The sequence below is a fragment of the Deltaproteobacteria bacterium genome (genome assembly GCA_029210625.1).
Taxonomy (GTDB): Bacteria; Myxococcota; Myxococcia; order SLRQ01; family SLRQ01; genus JARGFU01.
The window spans coordinates 144,400-170,991 of record JARGFU010000014.1 but is presented as its reverse complement, the minus strand read 5'-3'; the positions used below and the strand labels follow the sequence as shown (position 1 = coordinate 170,991).

Below are 26,592 nucleotides of genomic sequence, written 5' to 3'. Positions count from 1 at the left end.
AGCCGGGAGCTGCGAGCCCCTAGGCGGGAAGCTCGGGGCCCCGTCTCCAGGGCCGCTCGGTGACCGTCCGCCAGATCATCGGCGCCATGCGCAGGTGACGCAGGGGGTGACGACGTCGATAGCGGCGGATCCGCTCCTCGATCCAGCTCGCCTCGACCCGGGGCGAGACGTAGAAGTGGGGCGCGAAGAGGTCGTCGTCGGCCTCGACGAGGCCCTCCTCCACCGCCCGAGCGAAGAGCCCGGTCTTCGGCTGCAGGCGCCAGCCGATGGAGAAGTCGACGTAGCTGGCCTTCAGCCGCGGCAGCCGCGCGAGGGTCTCGTCGACGGTCTCGCGGGTCTCTCCCGGGCTGCCGAAGGTGGGCATGATCATCGCGGCGATGCCGGCGCGGCGGAGCTCGGCGCAGTCGCGCTCGATCTCTGCGTAGCCGAAGGGCTTCTTCAGCGCGGCGAGGACCGGATCCGAGAGGCTCTCCGCGAAGACCGTGACCATCAGGCCGCCCGCCCGGCGGAAGAGCTCGAAGAACTCCCGGTCGGCCTCGCCGGGGTCGAAGATCGACTGGAGGGTGAGCTGGGCGCCCTGGCGCAGGATCTCTCGCAACACCTCCTTCGCGTGATCGAGCGGGCGGTTGAAGCCGTCGTCGACGAGGAAGACGCTCCGCACCTTGCCCGTGCGCTTGAGGGCCAGCAGCTCCTCGGCCACGAGGGCCGGATCGCGCAGGCGGAAGCGGTCGCCGAAGGTCACGTGGGTGTCGCAGTAGAGGCACTGCTCGGGGCAGCCGGTGCGGGTGACCACCGCGGCTTGCCAGTAGCCCTTCCGGTAGCGATCGAAGTCGAGGAAGCGGTGGCAGTCGAAGCGCACGCCGGCGTAGCCCACGAGGCGGTAGGGGTTCTGGTGGATCGCTCCCGCGTCGTCGCGCCAGACCAGCCCCGGCGTCTCGAGGTCCGCCTCGCCCGCGGCCAGGGACTCGACCAGGTGAGCGATGGGCTCGAGGTCGTCTCCGGCGAGGCCGTAGTCGGCCGCCACCGCCTCGAGGATCTGCGCCGGGAAGGTGGTGAAGGCCGCGCCGCCGATCAGGGCCGGCGCGCCGGTGGCCGCCTTCACCTCCCGGACGAGCTCCCCGATGGAGGGGATGGGATCGAAGTAGCGGCTCGGGCTCATGTTGTCCCGGTTGCGGATCGAGAAGCAGCAGAGCTCGGGCGCGTGCTCGCTGGCGGCGCGCAGGGCGGTCTCGGTGGGCCGCTCCTCGTACATGAGATCGACGAAGCGGACGTCGTGACCCGCCTGCTCCAGGCGCATCGCCACCAGCGCGGCCCCGAGCGGCGTGGGTCCCAGCAGGGGATAGGTGTTGGTCTGGACGACGAGCACTCGCATCGCGCACCCGCCCTCACTCTAGTATGTTCGCGCCCCATCTTCAGGAGAGGCGCGAGGGAAGGGACGGAGCCGTGACGCGGACCAGGACAGCACGAAGGGGAGGCCTGATGCGCCGCCTGGCCTGGCTCGCCTACCTGCTGCCCCTCGCCCTCGGCGGGGTGGGGTGGCTGGCGAGCGCGCCGGTGATCACGACCCCGGCCTACGCGGTGGAGCACGCCGCGACCCCCGAGGAGGCGGGGACCGTGAACCTGGCGGCGCTCTCCCGGGGCGCGCGGGTCACCGTCAGCTCCTACCACTGGTTCAACAGCCACCACCCCCTCTTCCTCATCGACGAGCACCCGAACCCGGGGCTCACCGAGAAGTGGGTCAGCGCCGGCAAGGACCGCGCGCCCTGGCTCGAGCTCGCCCTCGCCGCGCCCGCCCGGGTCGAGTCGATCGCGCTCGACCTCGCCAGCATCCGCGAGGATCGGGCCTACGACCTGCGCGACTACGATCTGACCTGCCTCGGGCCCGAGGGGGTCCTCTCCCGCTTCGAGGTGAGGGGCAACACCGGGTCGAGGCCGGTCCACGCCCTCGGCTGCGAGGGGGCCACCCGGATCCGGATCGACTTCCAGGTCGAGGAGGAGGGGAGCCCCCGCGGTGTGGTGCGGCTCTTCGAGCTGCGGGTCCTCGGCCGCTTCGAGGCCGGAGGGGAGGGCGCGTGAGCGAGGCGGCCACCGGCGCGGCGCGGAGCCCGCGAGCCTGGCTCGGGCTCGCCGCCCTCCTGGTCCTCGGCCTGGCGGTGCGCCTCTACTACTTCTCGATCAAGGCCGGGATGCACTACCCGGACGAGATCTTTCAGTACCTCGAGCCCGCCTACTGGGTGCGGCACGGCGACGCCTGGCTGCCCTGGGAGTACGCCCGCGGCGTGCGCAACTGGGTGCTGCCCGCCTACTACGGCAGCCTCATGACCCTCGGGGAGTGGCTGGGCTACCAGGGCTGGGAGTTGCACCGGCTGCTCACCCTCCACAACACCCTCTTCGGTCTGCTGCTGATCCCGGCCGGGCTGCGTCTCGGCCGCGCCGCCTCCCGCGGGGACGAGCGGGTGGCCTGGCTCACCGGCCTCTTCCTGGCCGCCTTCCCCCTCTTCGGCTACTTCGGGCCGCACACCCTGAGCGAGCTGCACGGCCTCCTGCTCACCACCTGGGCCTACGCCCTCTGGATGGAGCAGGTCGCCGCCGAGGACCGGGAGGGCGATCGCCGCAAGGCCTTCGTGGTGGGCCTCCTCCTCGGCGGCGCCTTCGTCACCCGCTACACCCTGCTGGTCTTCGTGCCGGTGGTCGCCCTCGACTACCTGCTCTTCAGCCGCAAGCGGCAGTTCGTCGCGGCGACCGCGGGCTTCCTCACGATGATCGCCTTGCTGGCGATCGTCGACTGGATCACCTGGGGCGTGCCCCTCCACGCCTTCATCGAGTACGTCCGCTACAACCTGATCGAGGACGGCGCGAGCCACCACGGGGTGAGCCCCCTGGACTTCTACTGGCAGGAGGCCTTCGTCGAGCGCCTCGGGCACGCCCGCTGGCTGCTCGTCCTGCCGGCGCTGGCCTTCGCCCGCGCCCACTGGCGGATGCTGGGCGGCTGGCTGCTGCCCTTCGTGGCCTTCTCGGTGATCCGCCACAAGGAGGAGCGCTTCCTGCTCTCGATCTGGCCCTTCCTCCTGGTGGGCGCCCTGGTGGCCTGGTTCGCGCTCCTCGATCGCCTGCCGCGGCGCCGCTGGAGCGCCGGCCTCGCGACCGCGCTGCTCCTGCTGGTCTGCGGCGCCAACTTCGTCGGCGTCTCGAAGATGCGGATGCGCTGGAAGGCCGGCATCTTCCAGGCCCAGGACTTCGTCGGCCAGCAGGCCGACGCGACCGGCCTGCTCCTGGACGATCGCCTCCACCTCAACGGCGGCTACACCCTCCTGAACCGATCGATCCCTCAGCTGCAGTTCCACACCGGGCACCTGCGCAACCGCCTCTACAACTACGTGGCGGTCTACGAGGAGCGCTCGCTGCAGCAGATGCGCCGCTGGCGCGGCTTCGAGGAGGTCGCGACCTTCGAGGACACCACCGTCTTCCGGCGGCAGCAGGGGCTCGTCCCGCCCCCCTAGAGGGAGAGGGTCGTGGGGTCGACGTTGCCGCCGCTCAGGATGACGCCGACCTCGCCCTCGGCCTTCACCGCTCCGGTGAGCAGCGCCGCGACGGGCACGGCCGAGCTGGGCTCGATGAGGAGCTTGGTGCGCGACCAGACGAGCCTCAGGGCCTCGACGATGGCCGCCTCGCTCACGGTGACGATCGCCTGCAGGTGCTCGGAGATCACCGCGAGGTTGTGCTCGCCGATGTGCCGCGTGCGCAGGCCGTCGGCGATCGTCGGCGGCACCTCGGGGAGGGTGACGACCTCGCCGCGCGCGAGGCTCTGGCGGGCGTCGTCGGCGATCTCGGGCTCGACGCCGATCACCTGGCAGGCGCCGCCGCCGGCGCGGTGGGCCGCGGCGGCCAGGGAGGTGCCGCTGACGAGGCCGCCGCCGCCGACCGGGGTGAGGATCAGGGAGAGGCCGGGGTGGTCCTCGAGGAGCTCGCGCGCGGCGGTGCCGGCGCCGGCGATGATCCGCGGATCGTCGTAGGGGTGGACCAGGGTGTAGCCGTGGGCGTCGATCTCGGCCTGGCAGACGGCCTCGCGCTCCTTCGCGTCGCAGGGGACGATGCGCGCGCCGTAGCCCGCCGTGGCCGCGCGCTTCGAGGCGGGCGCGTCGTGGGGCATGACGACCACGGCTTCGGTCTCGAAGAGGCGGGCGGCGAGGGCCAGGGCCTGGGCGTGGTTGCCGCTGGAGTGGGTGATCACGCCCCGGGCGCGCTCCTCCTCGCTCAGCTGGGACAGGGTGTTGTAGGCGCCGCGGAACTTGAAGGCGCCCACCCGCTGGAGGCACTCGGCCTTCAGGAAGACCCGGGCGCCGCAGGCCTCGTCGAGGAGGGTCGAGTGGAAGACGGGCGTGCGGTGGGCGGCGCCGCGCAGCCGCTCGGCGGCCTCGGCGACCACGGAGGGGTCGGGGGCGGTCACCGGACTCACGAGACGAACTCCGCGATGTGGCGGGCGAGCCAGTCGGGCTCCTCCCAGGGGATCAGGTGGCCGGCGCCCGGATGGACCAGCAGCTGCGCGCCCGCGATCGCCTCGGCCAGCTTCTCCGAATACTTCCTCGGGGTCATCTGATCCGCCTCGCCGCAGAGCACCAGGGTGGGCAGCGAGATCCGCGCGAGGTCTGCCAGGCGATCGAAGGTGTTCACCGCCTCCCAGTCGCCGAGGGCGCCCGCGGGGTGGGTCTCCGACCAGGCCTGCGCGACCCGATCGATCAGGTCCTCGCTGGCGCCGGGACCGAAGGCCAGGGCGGGGGGCGGCACCGGCTGCCCCTCGGCCGCGGCGGTGCGCATCATCTCCAGGATCATCGGGTGCACCCGCAGACGCCCGCCGGTGCCGATGAGGATCAGCCCCGAGAGCCGGGCCGCCCCGCGCAGGGCGACCTCCAGGGCCACCGCGCCGCCCAGGGAGTGGCCGACGAGGAAGGCGTCCTCGAGGCCGCGGGCGCCGAGCTTCTTCTCGACGAAGGCGGCGAGGTCCCCCACGGTGTCGAGGGGGCGGGTGCCGGGGCGCCGGCCGGGGTACTCGAGGATCTCGAGGTGGCGGCCGCCGAGGGGCAGCGAGAGCGCGGAGATCAGGGGCTCGTAGGCCCGGGCGTTGCCGCCGGCGGGCGGGAGGAAGACCAGCGGGGGCAGGCTCATGGGCGCATTGGAGCACCGGCGGCCGGGGACCACAACGCGGGCCGCAGGCCGTGGCAGAATGGTGGGCCGTGAGCGACCCCCTCTCCCTGCGCGGCCTCGAGCAGCACGAGGCCATCGAGCGCCTCGCCACCTTCGGCGCCCGCCCTCGCGAGGCCCGCAAGCTCTGGTGCCAGGCGCTCGCGCCCGAGGGCCTGCCCGGCGACGGCCTCCTGCCGCAGGTGCGAAGGGAGGTCGCCCGGAGCGTGGCCGAGCGGCAGGCCGGGCCGAGCCTGCGGCTCGCCTCCGAGCGGATCGATCCGGCCGACGGCTTCGCCAAGCTCCTCTTCGAGCTGGAGCGGGGCGGCAAGGTGGAGGCCGTGCGCATCCCCATCCACGGGAAGCACCACGTGGTCTGCGTCTCCTCCCAGACCTCCTGCGCCCTGGACTGCGCCTTCTGCGCCACGGCGGGGCTCGGCACGCCCCGCAACCTGCTCGCCGAGGAGATGGTCGAGCAGGTCCTCGAGGTGCGCGCCCGGGCCGAGCTGCCGGTGAAGGGCGTGGTCTTCATGGGGATGGGGGAGCCCCTGGCCAACCTCGACGCCGTCCTGCGCGCCGCGAGGATCCTCTCCACGGGCGGCGGGCCCAACATCTCCGGGGGCAACATCACGATCTCCACCGCCGGCCTGCTGCCGGGGCTGCGCCGCCTGGAGGCGGAGCGGGTCCCCTTCCGGCTGATCCTCTCGGTGGGCTCGGCCATCCCCGAGAAGCGAAGGCAGCTGATGCCCATCGAGGAGAGCCAGCCCCTGCGGGAGGTCTTCCCGGCGGCGGCGCGGGTGGCGGCCGGCCGGCGACGGCGCCTGACCCTGGCCTACGTGATGGTCGCCGGCTTCAACACCGGCGAGGAGGACGCCCGGGCGCTGAAGGCGCTCGTCGGTGACACCCCGGTGATCCTCGATCTGATCGACGTGAACGACGCGAGCGGCCGCTTCCTGCCGCCGGACGAGGCGGAGCTCGACCGCTTCCGCGACGCCTTGCGGGTGGTGGGCGCCCCCGTGAGCCGGCGCTACTCGGGCGGGAAGAACGTCGAGGCCGCCTGCGGGATGCTGGCGGGCAAGGGATGAGGGTCCGGCCGCTCCACTCCCTCGCCCTCGCGGCGCTCGTCCTCCTGCCGGCCTGCCCGGCGAAGGAGGCACCCCCGCCCGTGGAGGAGCAGCCGGAGCCGGCGCCCCCACGCCGCGGTGACCTGCCGGTGATCGCCGCCCGGGGGCGGCTCGAGGTGCTGGCGCCCCCGGCCCTCGAGCCCTCCCTCCACGATCGCTTCGGCATGCTCCTGCGCGAGCGGGAGGTGCTCGCGGACTTCGCTCGCCGCCGGGGCCTGGAGCTGGTGATCCTCGAGCAGCCCTCGGCCGCCGCCGCGGTGGTGGCGCTGGAGGCGGGGGAGGGGGACCTCGCCATCACCGTGCCGCTGACCGAGGCGCGCAAGGCCCGCCTCGCCTTCGGCCCGCCCCTGGGCACGGTGGAGGAGTGGCTGGTGGGCCTTCCCGGCCCCGACTATCCCGACGATCTGCCCACGAGCCTGCGCGACCTGGGCGAGCGCGAGATCGTGGTGCCCGCCAGCTCCGCGGTGGCCGAGCTGCTGGCGGCTCGCCGCTCCGAGCCGCCCCGCTTCCGGCTGGTGCTCGACGAGGAGCGCGACGCGGCCGCCATCGCCGCGGCCGTCGCGGCGGGCGAGGTCCCGCTGACCGTGCTGCCCCGGCCGCAGCTGGCCGAGCTCTCGAACGAGTACCCCGCGCTCACTGCCCTCCTCATGGTGAACCAGGCCCGCTCCCTGGGCTGGGCCCTGCGCCCCGACGCCCCGGAGCTGCTGCTCGCGCTGCGCGGCTTCCTCACCGAGAAGGCGATGACCGGCCACACCGAGGAGCTCTTCACCGGCGACCTCGACGGCATCCGCCAGCGGGGCGTGCTGCGGGTGATCACCCGCAACAACCCGGTGACCTACTTCCTCTACAATGGCTCGCCCCGGGGCTTCGACTACCTCCTCGTGCAGCGCCTGGCCGACCGCCTGAAGGTGCGCCTGGAGATGGTGCTGGCGCCCTCCCGCGATCTGCTCATCCCCTGGCTGCTCGAGGGGCGCGGCGATCTGGTGGCGGCCTCCCTCACGGTCACGCCGGATCGGGCCGAGCAGGTCACCTTCTCCCGGCCCTACCTCCACGTGGACGAGATCCTCGTCGAGCCGGCGGCCGCGCCTCCCGTCACGAGCAAGGAGGCGCTGGCCGGGCGGACCGTGCACGTGCGGCCCTCCTCCTCTTACCACCGGACCCTGAAGGCCCTCGGGGTGGGCGTGCGGCTGGTGGCCGCCGACGAGACCAAGGAGACCGAGGAGCTGATCGACGAGGTCGCCCGCGGGGCCATCCCGCTGACGGTGGCCGACAGCCACATCCTGCAGACCGAGCTGACCTGGCGAGACGACGTGCGCGCCGGCCTCAACCTCACCGGCGCGGAGCCCGAGGAGGAGGGCGAGCAGCCGAAGCCGGCCAAGGCCATCGCCTTCGCCATGCGGCCGGGCTCGCCCAGGCTCGAGCGGGCGGTGAACGCCTTCGTCGCCGCGAGCTACCGCGACCTCGAGTACAACATGGCGCGGCAGCGCTACTTCGAGAGCAGCCGCCGCATCGCGCAGGCCAACGCCTGGCGGGTGCCCGCCGAGGAGGAGGGCCGGATCTCTCCCTACGACGACCTGATCCGGAAGTACTCGGCGAAGTACGGCCTCGACTGGCGGCTGATGGCGGCGCTGGCCTTCCAGGAGAGCGGCTTCGATCCGGAGGCCGTGTCCTGGGTGGGCGCCCAGGGGCTCTTCCAGGTGATGCCCGCCACCGGGAAGGAGCTGGGCTTCACCAATCTGAAGGATCCCGAGCAGGGCATCCACGCGGGCATCAAGTACCTGCGCCAGCTCATCGACCGGATCGACCCCAAGCTGCCCTTCCGGCAGCGCGTGAGGATGGCCATGGCGGCTTACAATGCCGGACTCGGCCACGTGCAGGACGCCCGCCGGCTGGCGGCCCGTCGGCGCCTCGATCCCGATCGCTGGTTCGGGCACGTCGAGAAGGCCATGCTCCTGCTGGAAAAACCGCGCTTCCACCGCTGGGCGCGCCACGGCTACGTCCGCGGGCGGGAGCCGGTGAAGTACGTCAGCGAGATCCAGAACCGCTACGACAACTACGTGAAGCTGGTGCCGGAATAGGCCCTCGATCGGCTATCCTCTGGCCTTCGACTCCGGGGGCATGAGGACGCCGATGATCCACTTCTCGAGGGCCTGTCGACCCGCCGCGCGCGCGCTCGCGCTCGTGCTCTCGCTCGGCCTCTGCCCCGTCGCCCACGCCCAGCTGAGCCAGGGCGGCCTCCCTCCCAGCTGGGATCTGAAGCTCCCCCTCGCGGGCGCCAAGGCGCTGCCCGTCCGCACGCTGCCCAGGGTGGACGTGGCCGCCTACCAGGCCGAGGACGCCCTCCAGGACGGGACGGCCCGCCCCTGGCGCTTCGGCGCGAAGCTGCCCGTCGATCTGGATCCGGCGCAGGCCGGCCTCTGGGAGACCCTGCCCGGGGGCGACCGCCTCTGGCGCCTGGTGATCCGCTCCCCCGGGGCGCTCTCCCTCAACCTGATCTTCGACGACTACCGGCTGCCCCCGGGGGCCGAGCTCTTCATCCACGCCGAGGATCGCTCGGCGCTGATCGGCGCCTTCACCGAGGCGAACCATCGCCCCGACGGCGTCTTCGCCACCTCGCTCCTGCCCACCGAGGCCATCGTCCTCGAGCTGCGCGAGCCGAAGGACGCCCCCTTTCGCTCCCGCCTCCACCTCGCCTCGGTGACCCACGGCTACCGGGACGTCTTCGGCCTGGCCAAGGTGCTGGGCGAGTCGGGCAGCTGCAACAACAACGTGGCCTGCCCCGAGGCCCTGGGCTGGGAGAACGAGATCCGCTCGGTGGTGATGCTGGTCTCGGGCGGCGACGGCTTCTGCACCGGCGCGATGATCAACAACACCTCGGGCGACGGCACGCCCTACCTGCTCACCGCCAACCACTGCTACTCGGATCCCAGCAGCTGGGTCTTCTGGTTCAACTGGCAGAGCCCCACCTGCTCGAACCCCGGCAGCTCGCCGCCCCACGACACCCTCTCCGGCGCGACCCTGCGAGCCCGGCGGGTCGACTCCGACTTCTGCCTGATCGAGCTGGACACCGCGCCCCCGGCCTCCTTCACGCCCTACTACGCCGGCTGGAACCGCAGCAGCTCGCCGCCGAGCGCCTCGGTGGGCATCCACCACCCCAGCGGGGACATCAAGAAGATCTCCTTCGACAACGACCCGGCCGTGGCGGCCGCCTACGGGGGCGGGCCGAACGATCACTGGGAGGTGCAGGACTGGGACGACGGCACCACCGAGGGTGGCTCCTCGGGCTCGCCCCTCTTCGGCCCCGACCACCGCATCGTCGGGCAGCTCCACGGCGGCAGCGCCGCCTGCGGCAACAACCTCGAGGATCTCTACGGCCGCTTCGACGTCTCCTGGGACGGCAACAGCGCCAGCGAGCGCCTGCGCGACTGGCTCGATCCCGCCGGGACCGCGCCCACCGGGATCGACGGCCTCGACCCCTTCACCCCCACCGTCCCCCTCGACGCGCAGCTCACCCTCACCGCTCCGGTGGGGGGCACCAGCACCTGCGTCTCGTCGATCACCCCCGAGGTGATCTTGCGCAACCGGGGCACCGCCGCCCTCGTCTCGGCTCAGCTGGTGCTGCAGGTCGACGGCGTGCCGGTGGAGACGCGCAGCTGGACCGGCAGCCTGGCCACCCACGCGGCCGCCACCGTGACCTTCTCCTCCCACGTGGTGGGGGTGGGCAGCCACACGGTGACCGTGACCCTGGTCGCCCCCAACGGCGGCACCGACGAGAACCCCGCCAACGACGTCGCCACGACCAGCTTCACCACCCTCTCGGCGGTGGGGCGCTCCCTCCCCTTTGGCGAGGACTTCGAGGGGGGCACCTTCCCGCCGCCGGGCTGGCAGCTGGAGAACCCCGACGGCTCCTTCACCTGGGAGCAGAGCAGCGCGGTGGGCAGCGCGGGCAGCAGCGCGTCGGCGACGGTGAACAACTACGACTACAACTCCAGCGGCCAGGTCGACTGGCTCTACGGCCCCTACCTCGACCTGGCCCGGACGGGCGGGCCGGTCACCCTGAGCTTCGACCTCGCCTACGCCCGCTACAACGACACCCTCTGGGATGGCCTGGGGGTCGAGGTCTCCACCGACTGCGGGGGGAGCTGGAGCCAGGTCTTCTTCAAGGAGAGCACCGCGCTGGCCACCGCCGCGGACCTGCAGGCCTACTACACTCCGGCCCCGGGCGAGTGGCGCACCGAGACCATCGACCTCTCGGCCTACCTCGGCGAGCCCTCGGTCCAGCTGCGCTTCGTGAACCAGAACGGCTACGGCAACTGGCTCTACCTCGACTCGTTGAACGTCACGGGCGCCAGCAGCCCCGGCGACCAGGACGGTGACGGCTTCACCGTGACCGCCGGGGACTGCGACGACGGCGACCCCACCGTGAACCCGGGCGCGAGCGAGGGCTGCAACGGCGTGGACGACGACTGCGATGGCGCCACCGACGAGGGGGTGACCACCGACTACTGGCCCGACGGCGACCGCGACGGCTACGGAGACGCGAGCGTGGCGCCCACCGCGGCCTGCGCGGCGCCAGCCGGCATGGTCACCGACGCCTCCGACTGCGACGACGGGCGGGCCTCGGTGCACCCCGGCGCCCTCGAGCTCTGCAACGGCGGCCGGGACGACGACTGCGACCCCACCACCACCGAGGGCAGCGCCGCCGACTACTGGCCCGACACCGACGGTGACGGCTTCGGCGCAGCGGGCGCCGCGCCGATCACGGCCTGCGCCTTGCCCGCCGGGATGTCGGCGAACGACCTCGACTGCAACGACGCCAACCCCTCGATGCACCCCGGCGCCGCCGAGCTCTGCAACCTCGCCGACGAGGACTGCGACGGCGCCACCGACGAGGGTCTGCCGACCACCGACTTCTTCCTCGACGGCGACGGCGATGGCTGGGGTGACGCCGCGGGGCCCACCCTCGCCGCCTGCCAGGCGCCCGGGGGCTACGCCGCCGAAGCCGGCGACTGCGCGCCCGCCGATCCCTGGATCCACCCCGGCGCCACCGAACTCTGCGACGGCGTCGATCAGGACTGCGACGGCGCCACCGACGAGGGGGCGACCAACGACTACTGGCCCGATCTCGACGGCGACAACTACGGCGACGCCCGCGCGATCCCCACCGCGGCCTGCAGCGCGCCCCCTGGCCTGGTCGCCAACGGGGACGACTGCCGGGACGACGACCGGGAGGTGCGGCCCGGGGCGCTCGAGGCCTGCAACGGCCGGGACGACGACTGCGACGGCGTCACCGACGAGAGCCTGCCCACGGCCGGCTACTGGCCCGACCTCGACGGCGACGGGCACGGCGACCCGAACGGAGAGCCCGTACGCTCCTGCCGGCAGCTCCCGGGCACCGCCCCCAACTTCGGGGACTGCCGGGACGACGACGCCACCATCCACCCGCGGGCGCCGGAGCTCTGCGACGGCATCGACAACGACTGCGACGGCAACACCGACGAGGAGCTCCCCCTGAACCGCAGCTGGCCCGACGCCGACGGCGACGGACGGGGCGACGCCTCGGTCCTGCCGCTGGTCTCCTGCGCCGAGCCGCCGGCCGGCCGGGTGGAGAACAGCGACGACTGCGACGACGCCGAGCCCGACGTCTACCGGGGCGCCGGGGAGCAGCTCTGCAACGGCCGCGACGACGACTGCGACCGCACGACCCTCGACGATCCCGAGGGCACCTGCTTCGTGCCCGACGGCGGGACGAGCGACGCCGGCAGCGTCGTGGTGGACGGCGGCGGCGACATCGGCACCTCCCGGGGCTGCAGCTGCGAGAGCGAGGGGAGCGGGGAGGGGAGCCTCCTGGGCCTGCTCCTCCTCGGGCTCCTGCTGCCGCGGCTGCGCCGGAGGGGATAGGATCGTCGGGGTGCTCCCGGAGCTTCATCCCTGCTCGCTCTGCGGCGATGCCGTGAGCGAGGAGTCCGGGCTGCCCGAGGACCGCCCGGCGGTCTGCGCGGGCTGCTGCGGGCGCCTCGTCGAGCTCGTCGGCCACCTCGACTTCGAGGTCCTCGCTCGCCTGTGGCGCTTCGAGACCGACCCGCGGGGCGTGGTGGAGCGGTGGGCCGAGGGGGACCTGGAGCAGCAGGGCTGGATCCTGCACGACTTGCCCGCCGAGGCCTTCGCGGACGAGGGCGGGACCCACGCCGACCTCGCCCTCGCCTACCTGGAGATGGGCCTGCGCGGCGATGCCTTCAACCACGCCGTGCTGGCGCTCACCACCGGCCCGCAAGCGACCGCCCTCGAGGTGCTCTTCGGCCCGAGGCTCGCCCGCTCGCGCCTGGTGGTGCGGCTGCGCGAGCTGCTCTTCCCGAACTAGGGGGAGGCTCGCTGCGCGTGGTCAGCCGGTGAAGGCGTAGGCCAGCAGCAGGCCCACGGCGGCGGTGACGGCGCCCTGGAGGCGGACCAGCCCGGGCGGCCCGGCGGCCCAGGCCTTGATGACCCGGCCGTAGCGGGCGGTCCCGACGAGGGCCGCGACCACGCCCGACACGAGCACGACGATCCCGAGGATCAGCAGGAGGGTGGGGGCGCGGGAGGCGGGCGCGGCGAGGACGAAGACCACGCCCATCGCCAGCCGGTACCCGGCAGCGAGCTGGAGCCTTCCGGGCCGGAGGAGGAGGCGCGCGAGCTCCAGGTGGAGGGTAGGGGAGAGCAGGCCCACGGCCCCCTGGAGGACGATCACGAGGCTGAAGACGAGGGCTGCGGTGGTCATCGCGACCTCTCTCCCGGCGCTGCGGCAGCGGCGGGTCGAGCGCTGTGATTCTACCCCGTCTTCGGTAGTCCGAGCTTCTCGTGGAGCTCCTCGAGCAGGCGGGCCGCCTCCTCGTGGCCGGGGTCCGCCCTGAGCACCTTCTCGAGGGCGACGGTGGCCTTGAAGGGCTGGGCCGCGCGCCACCAGCCCCGCGCGGCCTCGAGGTACCACCAGGCCGCGGTCTGGGAGTCGCCACGCCGGAGGTAGAGCTCCGCGATCAGCATCCTGGTCCGGCAGGCCGCCTCGCCCGTCTGCTGCGCGAGCGTTCGTTTGTGCTTCTCGATGGCCTGGAGGTCTTGCATCAAGTCGCCGGGTCGCCGCAGCGGTAGCGGCAGGCTGGCCCGCTACTGTTGAGATTTCCAGTAGACGAAATCGTATCCACGAAGAAACTCGGGGGTCTTTCCTTCGACGGTCGGAGTAAGGAGCGGGAAAAGGGGAGAACGGACCCCAGCGATCCCTGGATCGACCGTCTACCTCCGAGGAACGCCCGAACATCATAGCGGATCGGGAATGCTGATAAGCGAGTTCGGAGGCACTTGGGCAGAAGTGACGGTCTGGGACACACGTTCTCAAAAGTCCTCCGGGTCCAGGCGCCCGGACTTCGAAGGCGCGTTGCGCCCCCTCCGCAGGCGGTAGCGCCGGGGAGCGGGGCCGGGCTGGATGGACGGAGAAAGGGCGGGGGAGCCGGCCGATAGCTGGACCGAGGTCCGGGAACCGGACGGGTGGGCGAGGGTCGCGGCGAAGGGGTCGAAGGTCCGCGCGGCCGGGGGGCGGTCGCCCCCGAGGGCATCGAGGGGGCTGCGGACGGCGAAGGGACCACGGTCGAGGACGTGGGTGTAGATCATGGTGGTGCTGACGCTGCGGTGGCCGAGGAGCTGCTGCACGGTGCGGATGTCGTAGCCGTCCTCGAGCAGGTGGGTGGCGAAGCTGTGGCGGAAGGTGTGGGTGGTGATCCGCTTGTGCAGGCCAGCCACCCGAGCGGCCTCGCTGACCGCCCGCTGAAGCACCGTCTCGTGCAGGTGGTGGCGCCGCCGCTCGCCGGTCTCGCGGTCCCGGTAGGTGCGGGTCGCGGGAAACGCCCACTGCCAGGCGAGCTGCTGCTTCGCGGCCGGCAGCTTGCGCGCGAGGCCGAGGGGCAGCTCGACGTTGCCGGCGCCCCGGCGCAGGTCCTCGAGGTGCTGCTCCCGGACGAAGCGTAGCTGCGCCCGCAGGGGCTCGGCCACGGCCGCGGCCAGCAGCGTGACCCGGTCCTTCTGGCCCTTGCCGCAGCGCACGATCAGCTGGTTGGAGTCGAAGTCGAGGTCCTTCACCCGCAGGCGGCAGCACTCCATCAAGCGCAGGCCGGCGCTGTAGAGGACCATGGCCATGAGGCGCGGCAGGCCCTCCATCGCCTCGAGGACGGCGCTCACCTCCTGCCGGCTCATCACGACGGGGAGGCGGCGGGGCTGCTTGGCCCGGACGATCTCCTCCATGCGCTCGAGGGGCAGCTCGAGCACCTCGCCGAAGAAGTAGAGGCGGTTTATGCCAATGTGGACATATAGGGGAGTGCTCCGATGGAACGACGCAAGAAGATTCACCTCGAGAAGAAGGGATGGAAGGTCGGAACCGTGCGGGAGCTCCTCGAGCTCACCGACGCAGAGTCGACGTACTTCGAGATCAAGCTGCGCCTGAGCGAGCACATTCGTCAGGGGCGCAAACGGAAGGGACTGACGCAGGTCCAGCTGGCAGAGCTGGTCGAGTCCAGTCAGTCGCGAGTCGCGAAGATGGAGGGAGGCGATCCCTCGGTGTCGATCGACCTGCTCATCCGGACCTTGCTGGCGCTGGGGGTCACCGAGCAGGAGCTGGGCAAGGTGATCGCTGCCACCTGAAGCCAGGCCCGAGGATCAGTCGGCGTCGGGGATGCGGGAGATGGCGGTCTTCACGCTCTGCCCCTCGCCCGAGCCCTCGCGCTGGTGCCTCGCCTTGCGCCCGAGGATCTCGAAGACCTCGACCGGCGCCTTGCGGCCCTTCACGTTCATCATCGACTTGCTGTGCAGGTGATAGGCGTTCTGCACGGCGGCGGCGGTGATGGGGCCGGCGAGGATCTGGCCGGGCTGCGCCACGCTCTCCAGGCGCTGGGCCACGTTCACGGCGTCGCCCAGGGCGGTGTACTCCAGCCGCAGGGCCGAGCCGACGGTGCCGGCGACGAGGGGGCCGGTGTTCACGCCGATGCGCAGCCTCGCGCCGCGGGAGGCCCAGGCGTCGATCTTCTCGAAGCGCAGCTGCATCTGCACCGCGGCCTCGACGGCCCGCAGGGCGTCGTTGCCCTTGCTCACCGGGACCCCGAAGAGGGCCATGACGCAGTCGCCGATGTACTTGTCGACGGTGCCGCCCTGCTCGAACACCGCCTCGGTCATCGCGTGGTAGAACTCGTTGAGCATCTCGCCGAGGGTCTCGGCGTCGACGCCCTCGGCCACGCTGGTGAAGCCGCAGATGTCGCAGAAGAGCACCGTGGCCTCGGCGGGGGTGAGCTTCGAGACGGGGCCGCCCTCGGTGGCGTCCTGGGCGATGACGGCGTCCACCACGTCCGGGGCGTGGAAGCGGGAGAGGGCGCGGCGCAGGCGCTCCTCCTTCTCCATCTGCTCGTGGAGGCGGGAGCGCTCGAGGCCCATGCCGGCGAGGTGCGCGACGGCGGCCACCGACATCTGCTCCTCGCGGCCGAAGCCCCCCGGGGGCCGGGTGAGGTAGAGCACGCCGGGCACCTCGTCCTGGCGGATGAGGGGCGCGCAGAGCACCGAGCGCAGGCCCATCAGGGCGATGGACTGCTGCTGCTCGAAGCGCTCGTCCTGGCTGGCGTCGTGGGTGGTGACCACCGCCCGCTCGCTCACCGCGGTGTTCACGATGGTGCGGGAGATGGGCACCCCCTCCTCCTCGCTGGCCTTCGTCAGGCGGCGGACGCACAAGGGGGTCAGGTCGTCGCCCTCGAGGAGGACGACCGCGCCGGCGTCGGCGCCGGCGACCATGCAGACCAGGCCCAGGATCTCGTCGAGGAAGGCCTCGGTCGAGGGGGCGCTGTTGATCAGCTCGGTGACCGTCGAGAAGAGGGAGAGAGGGTCGAGGGCCGAGCGGCCCGCCGGCACCGAGACCTCGGCGCCCTCGACGATGGCGCCGATCTCCTTGAGGCGATCGAGGATGGGGTTGGCGGTGAAGGCGTCGCGGACGACGCCCTCGGTCTCCACCCGCATGCCCTCGACCAGCGAGGCCTTGTGGGAGGGGGCGAGGCTCGAGAGGTCGTTGTCCTCGGCCCAGGGGACGTGGCCCTCCTCGGCCTCGATCCGCAGGGCGAAGTCGCCCAGGCGGATGCGGTCGCCGGCCAGGACCCGCTTGGGGCCGACCACCCGCTGGCCGTTGACCCAGGTGCCGTTCTGGCTGCCCAGGTCGGTCAGCACCGCCTCCCGGCCGTCGATCTTCAGCATCGCGTGCCGGCGGGAGATGCGCTTGCTCGCCAGGCGCAGGTCGGCCGAGCTGTGGCGCCCGATGACGTGCTCGCCGTCGGACAGCGCCTCGACCCGCGGGGGCTCCTCGGGGGAGCGGATGTGGATCCGCAACATCGTCAGGGGAGAGTCTAGCGATCTTCCCTGCGAGGCGGCAGGGTGGGGGGCCGCCGGTCGGGGCGGGGCCCGAACTCGGGGCGCAGGGGCGGGTTCGCCTCCAGGGCGGCCAGGGCCTCGACGACGGCCTGCTCCAGCTGGGGGTCCTCCGCGGCCTGGCTGGCGTGGGGCGGCAGCGGGACCTGCAGATCGGGGTCCACCCCGTGGTTCTCCACCGACCAGCCGACGTCCTGGAACCAGAAGGCGTACTCGGGCTGGGTGGTGTAGGTGCCGTCGACCAGGGCGTGCCGGGGCCAGACCCCGATGACGCCGCCCCAGGTGCGCATCCCCACCAGCTTGCCCAGGCCCAGGAGCTTGAAGCAGTGGCAGAAGATGTCGCCGTCCGAGCCGGCCAGCTCGTCGGTGAGGCAGACCAGGGGGCCGGCCGGCGACTCCTGGAAGTAGGGGATCGGCGTGCCGTGGCGGGGCTGGTCGAAGCCCACGCGCTTGCGGGCCAGCTTCTCCAGGATCAGCTGCGAGACGTTGCCGCCGCCGTTGCCCCGCACGTCGATGACGAGGGCGTCGCGATCGCACTCACGCAGGAAGTCGCGGTGGAAGGCGGCGTAGCCCGCCGCCCGCATATCCGGGAGGTGGAGGTAGCCGACCTTGCCCTCGCTGCGCGCGTGGACCAGCGCGCGCCGCTCCTCCACCCAGGCGCGGTAGCGCAGGTCCTGCTCGTGGCGCAGGGTGCTCACCGTGACCCGCCGCAGGGGGCCGTCGCCCCGCCGGACGGTGAGGGCGACCTCCTGGCCGGCCTGGTGGAGCAGGGCCTCGCCCACGCTGCGCCGGGCGCCCACGGGTTGGCCGTTCACGGCGAGGACGACGTCCCCCGCCGCGAGGTCGAGGCCGGGGGAGGCCAGGGGCGAGTCCTCGTCGGCCTCGCCGGGCGCGCCGCGCAGGATGCGCTCGATGACGAAGCCCCGGCCGTCCGCCGCGAGGGAGAGATCGGCGCCCAGGTGCCCGATCCGGTAGTGGGGCTGGTAGGGGTAGTCGCCGCCGTACTCGTAGGCGTGGCTGGTGCCCAGCTCGCCCTGCATCTCCCAGAGCAGATCCGAGAGCTCGGTGCGCGAGGCGACGCGCTCGACCAGCGGGCGGTAGCGGGCGTGCACCGCCTCCCAGTCCACCTGCGACATGTCGGGGGACCAGAACTGGTCGCGCTGCAGGCGCCAGGCCTCGTCGAAGATCTGCCGCCACTCGGCCGCCGGATCGATGCTGATCCGCAGGCGGCCGGGATCGATCCAGCCCGCGCGCCGGTTGAAGCCGTCCTCGATCGGGAGCTTGTCGCTCGCCAGCACCGCCCGCAGGTCGCGGCCGGCGTGGTAGACGAGGGTGCTGGCGTCCCGGGAGAGGGTGAAGGACTCGATGCCGGCGGTGACCAGCTCGAGGCTCTCCTCCTCCAGGTCCCAGACCCAGAGCTCGTCCCGGGGGCCGGGCTCGCGCGGATCGTAGGGGTCGTGGAGGGCACCCTCGAGGGGCTCGGACTGGAAGAAGAGGCGCCCCTCGCCGGCCCCGAGATCGACGATGCGGCGCTGGGCGACGGGGAAGGGCAGCAGTCGATCCTGGATGCCCTCGAGATCGATCTTGATGGGCTCGATCTTGTCGTCGTCCTTCTTCTCCGCCTCCGCCTCAGCCTCAGCCTTCTCCTTCTCGTGCTCGGGCTCGGGCTCCGGAGGATCGTCCTTCTTCAGGGGCATCGGCTCCTTGATGAAGGGCGATCGAACGTCGGCCTGCAGGGGCAGGGCGTAGGGCCGCTCCCCCCAGGGGAAGCCCAGCTCGAAGTGCAGCCCGTCCTCGACCGGGTTGAAGACCCGGGCGCCGATGAAGAAGAGGAAGCGCCCGTCGGGATCCCAGACCGGGCGGCCGTCGTGGAGCACCGGGCGGGTGACATCCACCGGTCCGCTGCCGTCGATGGCGGCCAGGCGGATACAGCTGGTCCGCGGCGTGTCGGGGTAGGCGTAGGCCAGGTAGCTGCCGCAGGGTGAGAAGGCGAGGTCCCCCGGGCGGGAGTGGACGCCGCGATCGAGCTCGACGAGCTTCCCCGTCGCCAGATCGACGTGGAGCAGCTGCATCCGGTGGTTGACCAGCGCCACCTCGGGGCGGGTGGGGGAGGCCTGGAGCTCGACGATCCGGCCGAGGTCGAGGCCCTCGATGAGGGTGGGCTCCAGCGCCGGGTCGAGGGGGAGCACGACGAGGGCCTCCTCACCCGGGGCGTCGGTGACCGCCACCACCGCCTCGCCGTCGTGGCGCCAGCGGGCCAGGCGGTGCCGGCCGCCGCCGGGGCCCTCGTGCACCAGCACCGGGCCCTCCCAGTTGCCGAAGGAGAAGACCTTGCCCCGGGAGACCACGACCTGCCGGTGACCCTGGGGGTGGGGCTCGTAGTCCTCCAGGAAGTCGGAGGCGTCGACGAAGCGCCGGTGCCGCGCGCGGCGGGAGGAGGCGATGTCCACCTCGACCGCGGCCGTCTCGCCGGACGCGGGGTCGTGGACGAAGAGGTCGCCCCCGGCGTGGTAGACGACCCGGGCGCCGTCGCTGCTGGCGTTGCGCACGTAGAAGTCGTCGTGGTCGGTGTGGCGCCGGCGATCGACGATCTGCGTGCCCTCGAGGGCGACGGAGTAGAGGTTGCCGTGCCCCTCCCGGTCCGAGACGAAGTAGAGGCGCTCGCCCAGGAAGAAGGGCGAGGCGACGTTCCCCTCGCAGGACAGGAGGACGAACTCCTCCGAGTCGCCGGGCTTGAGCCAGAGCTGCCCGGCGGTGCCGCCCCGGTAGCGCTTCCAGCGCGCGGGATCGAGGGTGTGGCGGCCCAGCACCACGGCCCCGCCGGGGCCGCCCTCGGCCAGGTCCCAGCCCAGGCCCAGCTCGAGGGCCTCGACGCGGGGGCTGCCCTCCTCCTCCAGGTGCACCCGGAAGAGCTCGGTGTGCTTGGGGAGGGCGGCGCGGTGGGTCGAGGCGACGATCACCGAGCGGCCGTCGGGGGCGAAGGAGCGCGGACGGGCGTCGCTGCCGAAGTAGGTCAGCCGGCGGGCCTCGCCGCCACCGGCCGGCATCGACCACAGCTCGGTCTCGCCCTCGTCGGCGCTCCCGAAGACCAGGAGGTCGCCGCCGGGGGAGAGGCGCGGCCAGACCTTGCGGCCGATGGAGTCGGTCAGCTGCCGGGCGCGCCCGCCGGACGCAGAGACCTCGAAGAGCTCGTCCTCGCAGACGAAGACCAGGCGGTCCCCGTGGAGGGTGGGCATGCGGTAGTAGCCGGAGGGGCGTGCCATCGCGCGGTGATAACCTAGAGCGGCCGTAGCCAGAAGCCCTGGATGGCCTGCCGGTCGTAGACGACCAGCAGGCGGAAGCGGACCGGGCTCGCGCTCATCCGCAAGAGGACCGCGGCGGCCTCCAGCCTGCGCCCCTCGTCCATCACCGTGGTCTCCCAGGCGTCCATCAGCTCGCCCGGAGCGCCGTGGGCCTCGACCACCCCCTGATAGACCTGGGCCAGCCGCGCGGCGGGCAGCGCCTCTTCCAGGTCCTTGCGGAAGCCCCGCCGGGCCGCCTCGAGATCCCCCCGGGCCAGGGCGTTCATCGCGTCCACGGCCGTGGCGATCCGGAAGGAGCTACGGTCGACCGCGGCGCTGCCCGGCAGGTCGCCGGGGCGATCCGCGGGAGGCTCGGGGACCCCGGAGGCCGCCGGGAGCCCGGGGCAGTCGGGGCAGGCGCTGCACGCGGCGCACTCGGGGCAGGCCGCGCACTCGGGGCAGGGTTCGGGCGCCGCCGGGGCGCCCTGGCAGGCTCCCGCCGCAGCGAGGAGCAAGACGCCGAGCAGGGCCGGCCACCTCCAGGCTCGTTCCATCATCGGGGCCCTCCGGCGCCGGGGACGAGGACTGGCGCTGCACTCCCCTAGCAGCCGCCCGGCAGGGCGTCGAGGGGGGCTTTGCGCTTCCCCGGGGAATGCGGGAGACTTCCGGCCGGGATGCCGGATCAAGGGGCCAAGAATCCGCTGGCAGAGGCCGCCAGGGCGCTCATGGCGCAGGGTGCGGCGACTCGTGAACAGGTCGGGGCCGCGCAGGCGAAGACCAAGGGGGAGGGGGGCGTCTTCCTCACCCACCTGGCCGGAGAGGGCGTCGCGATCGAGGCCATCCTCCAGGCCTTCGGGGCGGCCTACGGCCTGCGCGTCGTCCCCTCGGCGCACCTCGACGCCTTCGATCCCGCCGCCCTCACCGGGGTGGATCTCGCCCTCTGCCAGCGCCTGCTGGCGGTGCCCTTCGGACGCCAGGGCGAGACCCTGGCGGTGGCCTTCGCTCAGCCCTCCTGGGTGACCTCCCAGGCCGCCGGGGCCCTGCCGCCCCACCAGGCCTTCCTCGCCGAGGAGGCGGCGGTGCGCCGGGCGCTGGGCCGGCTGGCCGCGGCCACGGCCGGCGCCACCAGGCTGATGGCCTCCGGGCACGCGGCTCAGCAGGCTCCGGCCGCACCTGCCACAGCCCCTGCCCCCGCCCCCGGCGCCGGTGGGACGCTCCCCTACGGCCAGCCCGCGCCCGGTGCCCCTCCCGCAGCGGCGGCGCCTCCCGCGGCAGCCGTGCCTCCCGCGCCAACCGCGCCTCCTGCGGCCACTCCGCCGCCACCCCCGGCTCCTGCGCCCACGCCCTCGGTGGCGACCACCGGGGCGGCGAGCGTGGCGACCACCGGCAGCGCCCGGGCGGCCTCCGTGGCGACCACGGGCAGCGCCAGCGTCGCCACCACCGGCAGCGCCTCGATCGGGACCACCGGCACCGCCTCGGTGGCGGCCACCGGCAGCGGCGCGGTCTCGATCCCCGGCGCGGAGGTGACGCCGATCGTCCCCGGCATGGCCGTGGGCGAGTTCACGGTGGTGAAGCCCCTGGGCGGCGGCGGCATGGCCACCGTCTACCTGGCTCAGGGCAACGACGGGCGGGAGGTGGCGCTGAAGGTGATGCAGCCGCAGCTGGCCAACGATCCCAGCTTCGTCCAGCGCTTCCTCCACGAGGTGCGCAGCACCATCGACATCCACCACGGCAACGTCGTCGAGGTCTTCTCCTACGGCGAGGAGGGCGGCCGCTACTGGATGGCCTCCGAGTTCGTCGACGCGGGCACGGTCGAGGACCTGATGAAGAAGGTCCAGCGGATGCCCGCGCCCCTCGCCGTGGAGATCTTCGCGCAGCTGGTCACCGGCCTGCACTTCGCCCACCAGCAGGGCATCGTGCACCGGGACGTGAAGCCGGCAAACATGCTCCTGACCTCCTCGGGCGTGTTGAAGGTGGCCGACTTCGGCATCGCCAAGACCGTGGGCGGCGCGGCCCTCACCCAGACCGGCATGCTGGTGGGGACGCCGGCCTACATGAGCCCGGAGCAGGCGCGGGGCGAGGGCCTCGACGCCCGCTCGGATCTCTACGCGGCCGGCATCGTGCTCTACGAGCTGCTCTCCGGGGAGAACCCGAACGCCGCCGACGACGCCGCCACCACCGTGGCGCGCCTGCTCAAGGGGATCGTCCCGCCCATCTACGAGAAGGAGCCGACGGTCCCCCCCGAGATCGAGGCCCTCCTCGACTCGCTCCTCTCCGCGGAGCCCGCCGAGCGACCCCCCAGCGGCCAGGCGGTGCTCGAGGCCATCGGGCCCTACCTGGAGCGGCACCGCGCGACGCGGCCGAACCTGCTGGCCGAGGCCCTCTCCGACGCCGACCGGACCGTCGCCGGGCTGATCCAGGAGGTCTCGGTCCACTGGCTCGCCGAGGGCCGCCGCCTCCTCGAGGCCGGCCCCGCCGAGCGGCGCCAGGCCTCCCTCGCCCTCTACCGGGCGGTGCTGCGTGACCCCGAGAACGCCGAGGCCACCGAGCTGCTCACTCAGGTCTGCGAGGCCGAGGGGATCCAGTTCGGGCAGAGCGCCAACCCCAAGATCGTCGAGCTCGAGCAGCTCCTCGAGCAGGAGCCCGACAACGCCGGCATCCTCCAGCGCCTGGCGAACCTCTACCGGAACGAGGGAAACCTCTACAAGGCGGTGGGCTTCTTCAAGCGCTACCTGCGCCTGCGCCCCGACGACGGCTACACCGCCAGCCAGCTCTCGATGCTCACCGGCCAGCACGTGGAGGTGAAGGCGAAGGGGCCGAAGAAGGGGGCCACCCGCGCCACCGGCGTCACCGGCGCGCGCCCCGGGATGGGGCCGGACACCGCCGCGCTGGTCGCGGGGGTGCACACCGGCGGCTTCAAGGCGGCGGGCCCGGTGATCCCCGGCGGGCGCCCCGAGGCGGCCGAGGTCACCGAGCCGCTCCCCGATCCGACCGCCCTCGACTACGTGCGGGCCGCCTGGGAGGCCTGGGGCCTGAAGGTCGTCGGGCTGCTGGTGGTGGCCGGCGTCGTCTGGGCGATCTTCTCGGGCATCGGCAGCTTCGTCTCCAGCGCGACCGAGGAGGCCGACCGGGTCTCGACCGATCTCAAGAAGGGCCTCGACGACACCGAGGACGCGGCGCTGCGCAAGCAGCACGAGGCCGGGATGGCCGCCGCCGACACCGGCAACGCGGAGGCGGCGCGGCTGCTCTACGAGGAATCCCTGGGCAAGTACCGCAAGGGCGAGCTCGACGCGGCCATCGCCGGCTTCCAGAAGCTCAAGGCCGAGTTCCCCAAGCGTCCCCAGGCCCGGGAGGCCGACTACTACATCGGCAAGGCGAACCTCGACGCGGGCAACCACTGGGCCGCCGCCGAGGCCTACGGGCGCTTCCTCGAGGAGCAGGCGGGCTCGCCCAAGTACGTCCCCGCCCTGATGGGCCTGGCCCAGGCCTACTACGGCAACGGCCAGAAGCCCGAGACCGTCAGCACCTGCTCCAAGCTGATCGCCGATCACCCCACCAGCCCCCTGACCCGCCAGGCCCGGATGCTCCGGGCGAAGGCCAACGAGGATCTGGGCAACGCCCCGGCGGCCGCCGACGACTACCGCCACGTGGTGGGCACCACCGACACCGGGGTGCCCTACTACGACGAGGCGCGCGCCGGGCTCGCCCGCACCGAGGGCGGCGCGGCCGAATAGGTCAGGCCGCCCGGGCCAGCATCGAGCTGCAGAGGGTGGGCTCGTCCAGGATCTTCTCCAGCAGGTGGGAGAAGGAGGAGGTCCGGTGGATGGCGGTGTGCTCCAGCACGAGGAGCTCCGTCGCCTGCACCGCGGCCAGGAGATCGCTCTGGCGCACGCCGGGCTGCCCCTCGCTGGCGGCCTTCAGCCGGGCCAGCAGCACGATCATCCCGTAGGCGACCACCAGCAGGTTGAAGCCCCGCAGCAGGTCGAGCTGGTCGGCGAGGTGCCGGCGCCCCACGAGCTTGGCGATGAAGTAGCGGGTGAGGAGCGCGTCGCCCTCCTCGCCGGGCGCGAAGGTGACGGCGGCGATGCGCCCGCGGGAGGCCTTCGCCCCCATGGCCCGGGAGCGCAGCTTCGAGAGACCGAGGCCGAAGAAGCGCACCCCGAAGAAGTGGCCGGCCTTCGCCCAGGGTCCCGGCAGGCAGTCCGAGGCGAGGAAGAGGGAGAGGACCGGCCCGGCGCGGGGGGCCTCGCCACCCTCGCGTCCGAGCCTCGCCAGCTCCCCGCTCTCCATGGCGCTCGCGCGCTTCAGCCCCATCGCGACGGCGATCCCGCCCTCGCTGTGCTGGCTCTGGATGACCTGCAGCAGGCCGACGCAGGTGGCGAGCCGGTCGGCCATCGAGGCGCCGGTCTCTCCGAGGCGCCGCGCCAGCTCGCGATCGACCTCACCCTGATCCCGGAGGCCGATCTCGATGTCCGGGCTGAGCCGCAGGGGGGCGCAGCGAGGGTGCACCTCCGCGCTCCGCTCGACGGTCTTCAGCCAGCGCTGCTGCTCCGAGAGGCGCTTGCCCCGATCGGCGCAGACCGTGGGGCAGTAGAAGGAGAGCCGGGCGTGGGTCTGGCCGCCGATGGAGGTGAGCTGCAGGGGGAAGGCCTTGCAGGCCGCCGGCTTGGCCTCGTGGCCCAGCCGCTTCTGGATCTCGCAGCGGTTCTCGGCGTCGAGGAAGAAGCAGCGCTCGTCCACCAGGCGCAGGCGGAAGGGCTCGCCGCTGCCCGCAACGGGCAGGAAGGGGTCACCCGCGCCGACGCCGGTCCAGTCGTGGGCGCGCAGGCGCTCGACGACCTCCGCCGAGACCGGGACGCTCCAGCGCGTGCAGCACCGTCCGTCGCCCTCGCAGGTGAAGCGAGCTTCGGGCGCCCGGATGGTCTTGGTGCTCAACGAGATCGAGTATCCCAGGGCGGCACCGGCACGGATACCGGCAAAATCGTTGGGCCGCGGGCCTTGCCGGCCTCCGGCGAGCCTCATAGGTTGGCGCGGTCCAGGCGGTGGGGCCGCAAGGAAACGGGGTCTTTCGATGATTCGAAAGAGGGGTCGGCTCTTGCCGCTGCTCCTGGCGGTGGTGTGTCTCTCGGCCTGTGACTGTCGTGGCGGGGGTGGCACCCCGGACGGCAGCGTCGACGACGGTGGGACCACCGACGGCGGCGGCACCGACGGGGGCAGCAGCGATGGCGGCGGGAGCGACGGCGGCGAGGTCACCCGCCGGCCCACCTCCCTGCGGCTGGTCGGCGGGGGCGGCGAGGCCGGCTCCGCCGATCGCAAGCTGCGCCTGACCATCGGGGCCCCTCAGCCCATGGGTGAGGCGGACGGCTCCGGCCGCAGCCTCGAGGCCGGGCCGGAGGTCGGACGATGACCGGCACCGGCATCGACCCCCGCCCCTCTCACGCTCTCCATCCTCTCTCGAGGTCCACCATGCGCTCTCTGCGTCTCGCGCTCGCTCTCCTCCTCTCCTCTCTGCTCACCCTCCCGGCGCTGGCCGACGCGCCCGCCTTCGTGCCGGTCCAGGGCTACCTCAGCGCCGCCGACGGCACGCCGACCGAGGGGGAGACCACCCTCGTGCTCTCGCTCTACGACGATCCGAGCACGGCCACGCCCCTCTTCACCGAGACCCAGCAGGTGCTCGTCGAGGGCGGACACTTCACGGTCTACCTCGGCCAGGTCGACACCCTCGACCTCGCCCTCTTCCGGGATCAGGGCAGCCTCTTCCTGGGCGTGGCCGTGGACGGTGAGGCCGAGCTGACCCCCCGCCTGCCGGTGGGGACCACCCCCTACGCGGGCTTCGCCCAGTACGCGGGGAGGGCCGACAGCGCCCTGAGCGCCGACGACGCCGCGACCCTCGGGGGCGTCGCGCCCGGCGAGCTCCGGCGCACCGCGGATCCGGTGGACTGGGCCGAGCTCGCCAACGTCCCGACCGACCTCGCCACCGGCCCTCACACCGTGAACACCGACGTGCTGGCGGCCCTCGGTTGCGCCGACGGTGAGGTCGCGAAGTGGAACGGCGCCGCCTGGGCCTGCGCCGTGGACGTGGACACCGACACGAACACCCAGCTCACCGAGGCCGAGGTCGAGGCCTTCGTCACCAACGGTGCGCTCGATCTCGCTCCGGGCACGACCGTGGGCGGCGCGGTGCTCGCTGCCGGGCCGCACACCACGAACACCGACACCCTGGCGGCGCTGGGCTGCCTGGACGGTCAGGTCGCGAAGTGGAACGGCCCGGTGGGCGCCTGGGAGTGCGCGCCGGACCTGAACACCGGCGCCGACACCCTGGCGGCGCTGGGCTGCGGCGCGGGCGAGGTGGCCAAGTGGGACGGCGCCGCCTGGGCCTGCGCCGTGGACGTGGACACCGACACGAACACCCAGCTCAGCGAGGCCGAGGTGGACGCCTTCGTCGCCAACAACGGCTACTCGATGGGCGCCCACACGATCGACACCGACACCCTGGCGACCCTGGGCTGCGCCGCGGGCGAGGTGGCCAAGTGGGACGGCGCCGCCTGGGCCTGCGCCGTGGACGTGGACACCGACACGAACACCCAGCT

Annotated in this window: 20 protein-coding genes; 10 read left to right on the top strand and 10 right to left on the bottom strand. The window is 72.9% G+C overall.

The window, feature by feature from the left end; all coding sequences use genetic code 11:
- Window positions 1-19: 19 nt before the first annotated feature.
- On the bottom strand, window positions 20-1,372 hold the full coding sequence (locus tag P1V51_14860; protein ID MDF1564328.1) for a B12-binding domain-containing radical SAM protein: 1,353 nt from the start codon (window positions 1,370-1,372) through the stop codon (window positions 20-22).
- A gap of 107 nt (window positions 1,373-1,479) precedes the next feature.
- Here P1V51_14860 and P1V51_14855 point away from each other — a divergent pair, with 107 nt between their 5' ends.
- Window positions 1,480-2,076: a hypothetical protein gene (locus P1V51_14855; GenBank protein MDF1564327.1), complete on the top strand. Its 597-nt coding sequence runs from the start codon at window positions 1,480-1,482 to the stop codon at window positions 2,074-2,076.
- Complete coding sequence (locus P1V51_14850; GenBank protein ID MDF1564326.1) at window positions 2,073-3,500, top strand: glycosyltransferase family 39 protein; 1,428 nt, start codon at window positions 2,073-2,075, stop codon at window positions 3,498-3,500. Before P1V51_14855 ends, P1V51_14850 begins: the two co-directional genes overlap by 4 nt.
- On the opposite strand, the gene P1V51_14845 is transcribed toward P1V51_14850, so the two are convergent.
- Window positions 3,497-4,456, bottom strand: coding sequence for a threonine/serine dehydratase (locus tag P1V51_14845; protein MDF1564325.1), 960 nt, complete (start codon window positions 4,454-4,456; stop codon window positions 3,497-3,499). The two genes, P1V51_14850 and P1V51_14845, sit on opposite strands and share 4 nt — an antisense overlap.
- Window positions 4,453-5,163, bottom strand: coding sequence for an alpha/beta hydrolase (locus tag P1V51_14840; GenBank protein ID MDF1564324.1), 711 nt, complete (start codon window positions 5,161-5,163; stop codon window positions 4,453-4,455). The genes P1V51_14845 and P1V51_14840 overlap by 4 nt, the downstream gene beginning before the upstream one ends.
- Before the next feature lie 68 nt (window positions 5,164-5,231).
- Here P1V51_14840 and P1V51_14835 point away from each other — a divergent pair, with 68 nt between their 5' ends.
- From P1V51_14835 to P1V51_14820, 4 genes are read left to right on the top strand one after another with little or no spacing between them, the layout of a single operon-like run.
- Window positions 5,232-6,263, top strand: coding sequence for a radical SAM protein (locus P1V51_14835; GenBank protein MDF1564323.1), 1,032 nt, complete (start codon window positions 5,232-5,234; stop codon window positions 6,261-6,263).
- Complete coding sequence (locus tag P1V51_14830; protein ID MDF1564322.1) at window positions 6,260-8,380, top strand: transporter substrate-binding domain-containing protein; 2,121 nt, start codon at window positions 6,260-6,262, stop codon at window positions 8,378-8,380. Before P1V51_14835 ends, P1V51_14830 begins: the two co-directional genes overlap by 4 nt.
- Window positions 8,381-8,420: 40 nt before the next feature.
- The gene (locus tag P1V51_14825) at window positions 8,421-12,203 is read left to right on the top strand and encodes a MopE-related protein (GenBank protein MDF1564321.1); all 3,783 of its coding nucleotides are present in this window, start codon (window positions 8,421-8,423) and stop codon (window positions 12,201-12,203) included.
- A gap of 10 nt (window positions 12,204-12,213) precedes the next feature.
- Complete coding sequence (locus P1V51_14820; GenBank protein ID MDF1564320.1) at window positions 12,214-12,663, top strand: hypothetical protein; 450 nt, start codon at window positions 12,214-12,216, stop codon at window positions 12,661-12,663.
- A gap of 21 nt (window positions 12,664-12,684) precedes the next feature.
- Here the strand turns inward: P1V51_14820 and P1V51_14815 are convergent, their stop codons facing one another.
- The 3 genes from P1V51_14815 to P1V51_14805 all read right to left on the bottom strand — a co-directional run bounded on the left by P1V51_14815 (window position 12,685) and on the right by P1V51_14805 (window position 14,672).
- A complete protein-coding gene (locus P1V51_14815) occupies window positions 12,685-13,056 on the bottom strand; it encodes a hypothetical protein (protein MDF1564319.1) in 372 nt (123 codons plus the stop codon).
- 50 nt (window positions 13,057-13,106) lie between these two features.
- Window positions 13,107-13,397, bottom strand: coding sequence for a hypothetical protein (locus P1V51_14810; protein MDF1564318.1), 291 nt, complete (start codon window positions 13,395-13,397; stop codon window positions 13,107-13,109).
- 267 nt (window positions 13,398-13,664) lie between these two features.
- The gene (locus P1V51_14805) at window positions 13,665-14,672 is read right to left on the bottom strand and encodes an integron integrase (GenBank protein ID MDF1564317.1); all 1,008 of its coding nucleotides are present in this window, start codon (window positions 14,670-14,672) and stop codon (window positions 13,665-13,667) included.
- Here P1V51_14805 and P1V51_14800 point away from each other — a divergent pair.
- A complete protein-coding gene (locus P1V51_14800) occupies window positions 14,649-14,963 on the top strand; it encodes a helix-turn-helix domain-containing protein (GenBank protein ID MDF1564316.1) in 315 nt (104 codons plus the stop codon). The genes P1V51_14805 and P1V51_14800 overlap by 24 nt on opposite strands.
- A 15-nt stretch (window positions 14,964-14,978) precedes the next feature.
- Here the strand turns inward: P1V51_14800 and P1V51_14795 are convergent, their stop codons facing one another.
- Genes P1V51_14795 through P1V51_14785 form a run of 3 tightly spaced genes read right to left on the bottom strand, consistent with a single transcriptional unit; the run spans window position 14,979 to window position 20,559 of the window.
- Entirely contained in the window at window positions 14,979-16,685 is a 1,707-nt protein-coding gene (locus tag P1V51_14795) for an adenylate/guanylate cyclase domain-containing protein (GenBank protein ID MDF1564315.1), read from the bottom strand.
- Window positions 16,686-16,699: 14 nt separating this feature from the next.
- Window positions 16,700-19,984, bottom strand: coding sequence for a PDZ domain-containing protein (locus P1V51_14790; protein ID MDF1564314.1), 3,285 nt, complete (start codon window positions 19,982-19,984; stop codon window positions 16,700-16,702).
- Window positions 19,985-19,998: 14 nt separating this feature from the next.
- Window positions 19,999-20,559, bottom strand: coding sequence for a hypothetical protein (locus tag P1V51_14785; GenBank protein MDF1564313.1), 561 nt, complete (start codon window positions 20,557-20,559; stop codon window positions 19,999-20,001).
- Window positions 20,560-20,727: 168 nt separating this feature from the next.
- On the opposite strand from P1V51_14785, the gene P1V51_14780 reads away from it, so the two are divergent.
- The gene (locus P1V51_14780; protein MDF1564312.1) at window positions 20,728-23,736 is read left to right on the top strand and encodes a protein kinase; all 3,009 of its coding nucleotides are present in this window, start codon (window positions 20,728-20,730) and stop codon (window positions 23,734-23,736) included.
- A 1-nt stretch (window position 23,737) separates the two neighbouring features.
- Here P1V51_14780 and P1V51_14775 read toward each other — a convergent pair whose 3' ends face one another.
- Window positions 23,738-24,937 (bottom strand): YkgJ family cysteine cluster protein, encoded by a 1,200-nt coding sequence (locus P1V51_14775; protein MDF1564311.1) that lies wholly within the window; start codon window positions 24,935-24,937, stop codon window positions 23,738-23,740.
- Between the two features lie 136 nt (window positions 24,938-25,073).
- On the opposite strand from P1V51_14775, the gene P1V51_14770 reads away from it, so the two are divergent.
- Window positions 25,074-25,409: a hypothetical protein gene (locus P1V51_14770; protein MDF1564310.1), complete on the top strand. Its 336-nt coding sequence runs from the start codon at window positions 25,074-25,076 to the stop codon at window positions 25,407-25,409.
- 59 nt (window positions 25,410-25,468) lie between these two features.
- The coding region (locus P1V51_14765) for a hypothetical protein (GenBank protein MDF1564309.1) at window positions 25,469-26,592 on the top strand (1,124 nt) is incomplete at its 3' end.

What these genes read in the sequence shown, in the direction of transcription:
- P1V51_14860 (MDF1564328.1), bottom strand. Translation starts at nt 1,372, where the DNA reads ATGCGAGTGCTCGTCGTCCAGACCAACACCTATCCCCTGCTGGGACCC.
- P1V51_14855 (MDF1564327.1), top strand. Translation starts at nt 1,480, where the DNA reads ATGCGCCGCCTGGCCTGGCTCGCCTACCTGCTGCCCCTCGCCCTCGGC.
- P1V51_14840 (MDF1564324.1), bottom strand. Translation starts at nt 5,163, where the DNA reads ATGAGCCTGCCCCCGCTGGTCTTCCTCCCGCCCGCCGGCGGCAACGCC.
- P1V51_14830 (MDF1564322.1), top strand. Translation starts at nt 6,260, where the DNA reads ATGAGGGTCCGGCCGCTCCACTCCCTCGCCCTCGCGGCGCTCGTCCTC.
- P1V51_14825 (MDF1564321.1), top strand. Translation starts at nt 8,421, where the DNA reads ATGAGGACGCCGATGATCCACTTCTCGAGGGCCTGTCGACCCGCCGCG.
- P1V51_14815 (MDF1564319.1), bottom strand. Translation starts at nt 13,056, where the DNA reads ATGACCACCGCAGCCCTCGTCTTCAGCCTCGTGATCGTCCTCCAGGGG.
- P1V51_14810 (MDF1564318.1), bottom strand. Translation starts at nt 13,397, where the DNA reads ATGCAAGACCTCCAGGCCATCGAGAAGCACAAACGAACGCTCGCGCAG.
- P1V51_14800 (MDF1564316.1), top strand. Translation starts at nt 14,649, where the DNA reads ATGGAACGACGCAAGAAGATTCACCTCGAGAAGAAGGGATGGAAGGTC.
- P1V51_14795 (MDF1564315.1), bottom strand. Translation starts at nt 16,685, where the DNA reads ATGTTGCGGATCCACATCCGCTCCCCCGAGGAGCCCCCGCGGGTCGAG.
- P1V51_14790 (MDF1564314.1), bottom strand. Translation starts at nt 19,984, where the DNA reads ATGGCACGCCCCTCCGGCTACTACCGCATGCCCACCCTCCACGGGGAC.
- P1V51_14785 (MDF1564313.1), bottom strand. Translation starts at nt 20,559, where the DNA reads ATGATGGAACGAGCCTGGAGGTGGCCGGCCCTGCTCGGCGTCTTGCTC.
- P1V51_14780 (MDF1564312.1), top strand. Translation starts at nt 20,728, where the DNA reads ATGGCGCAGGGTGCGGCGACTCGTGAACAGGTCGGGGCCGCGCAGGCG.
- P1V51_14770 (MDF1564310.1), top strand. Translation starts at nt 25,074, where the DNA reads ATGATTCGAAAGAGGGGTCGGCTCTTGCCGCTGCTCCTGGCGGTGGTG.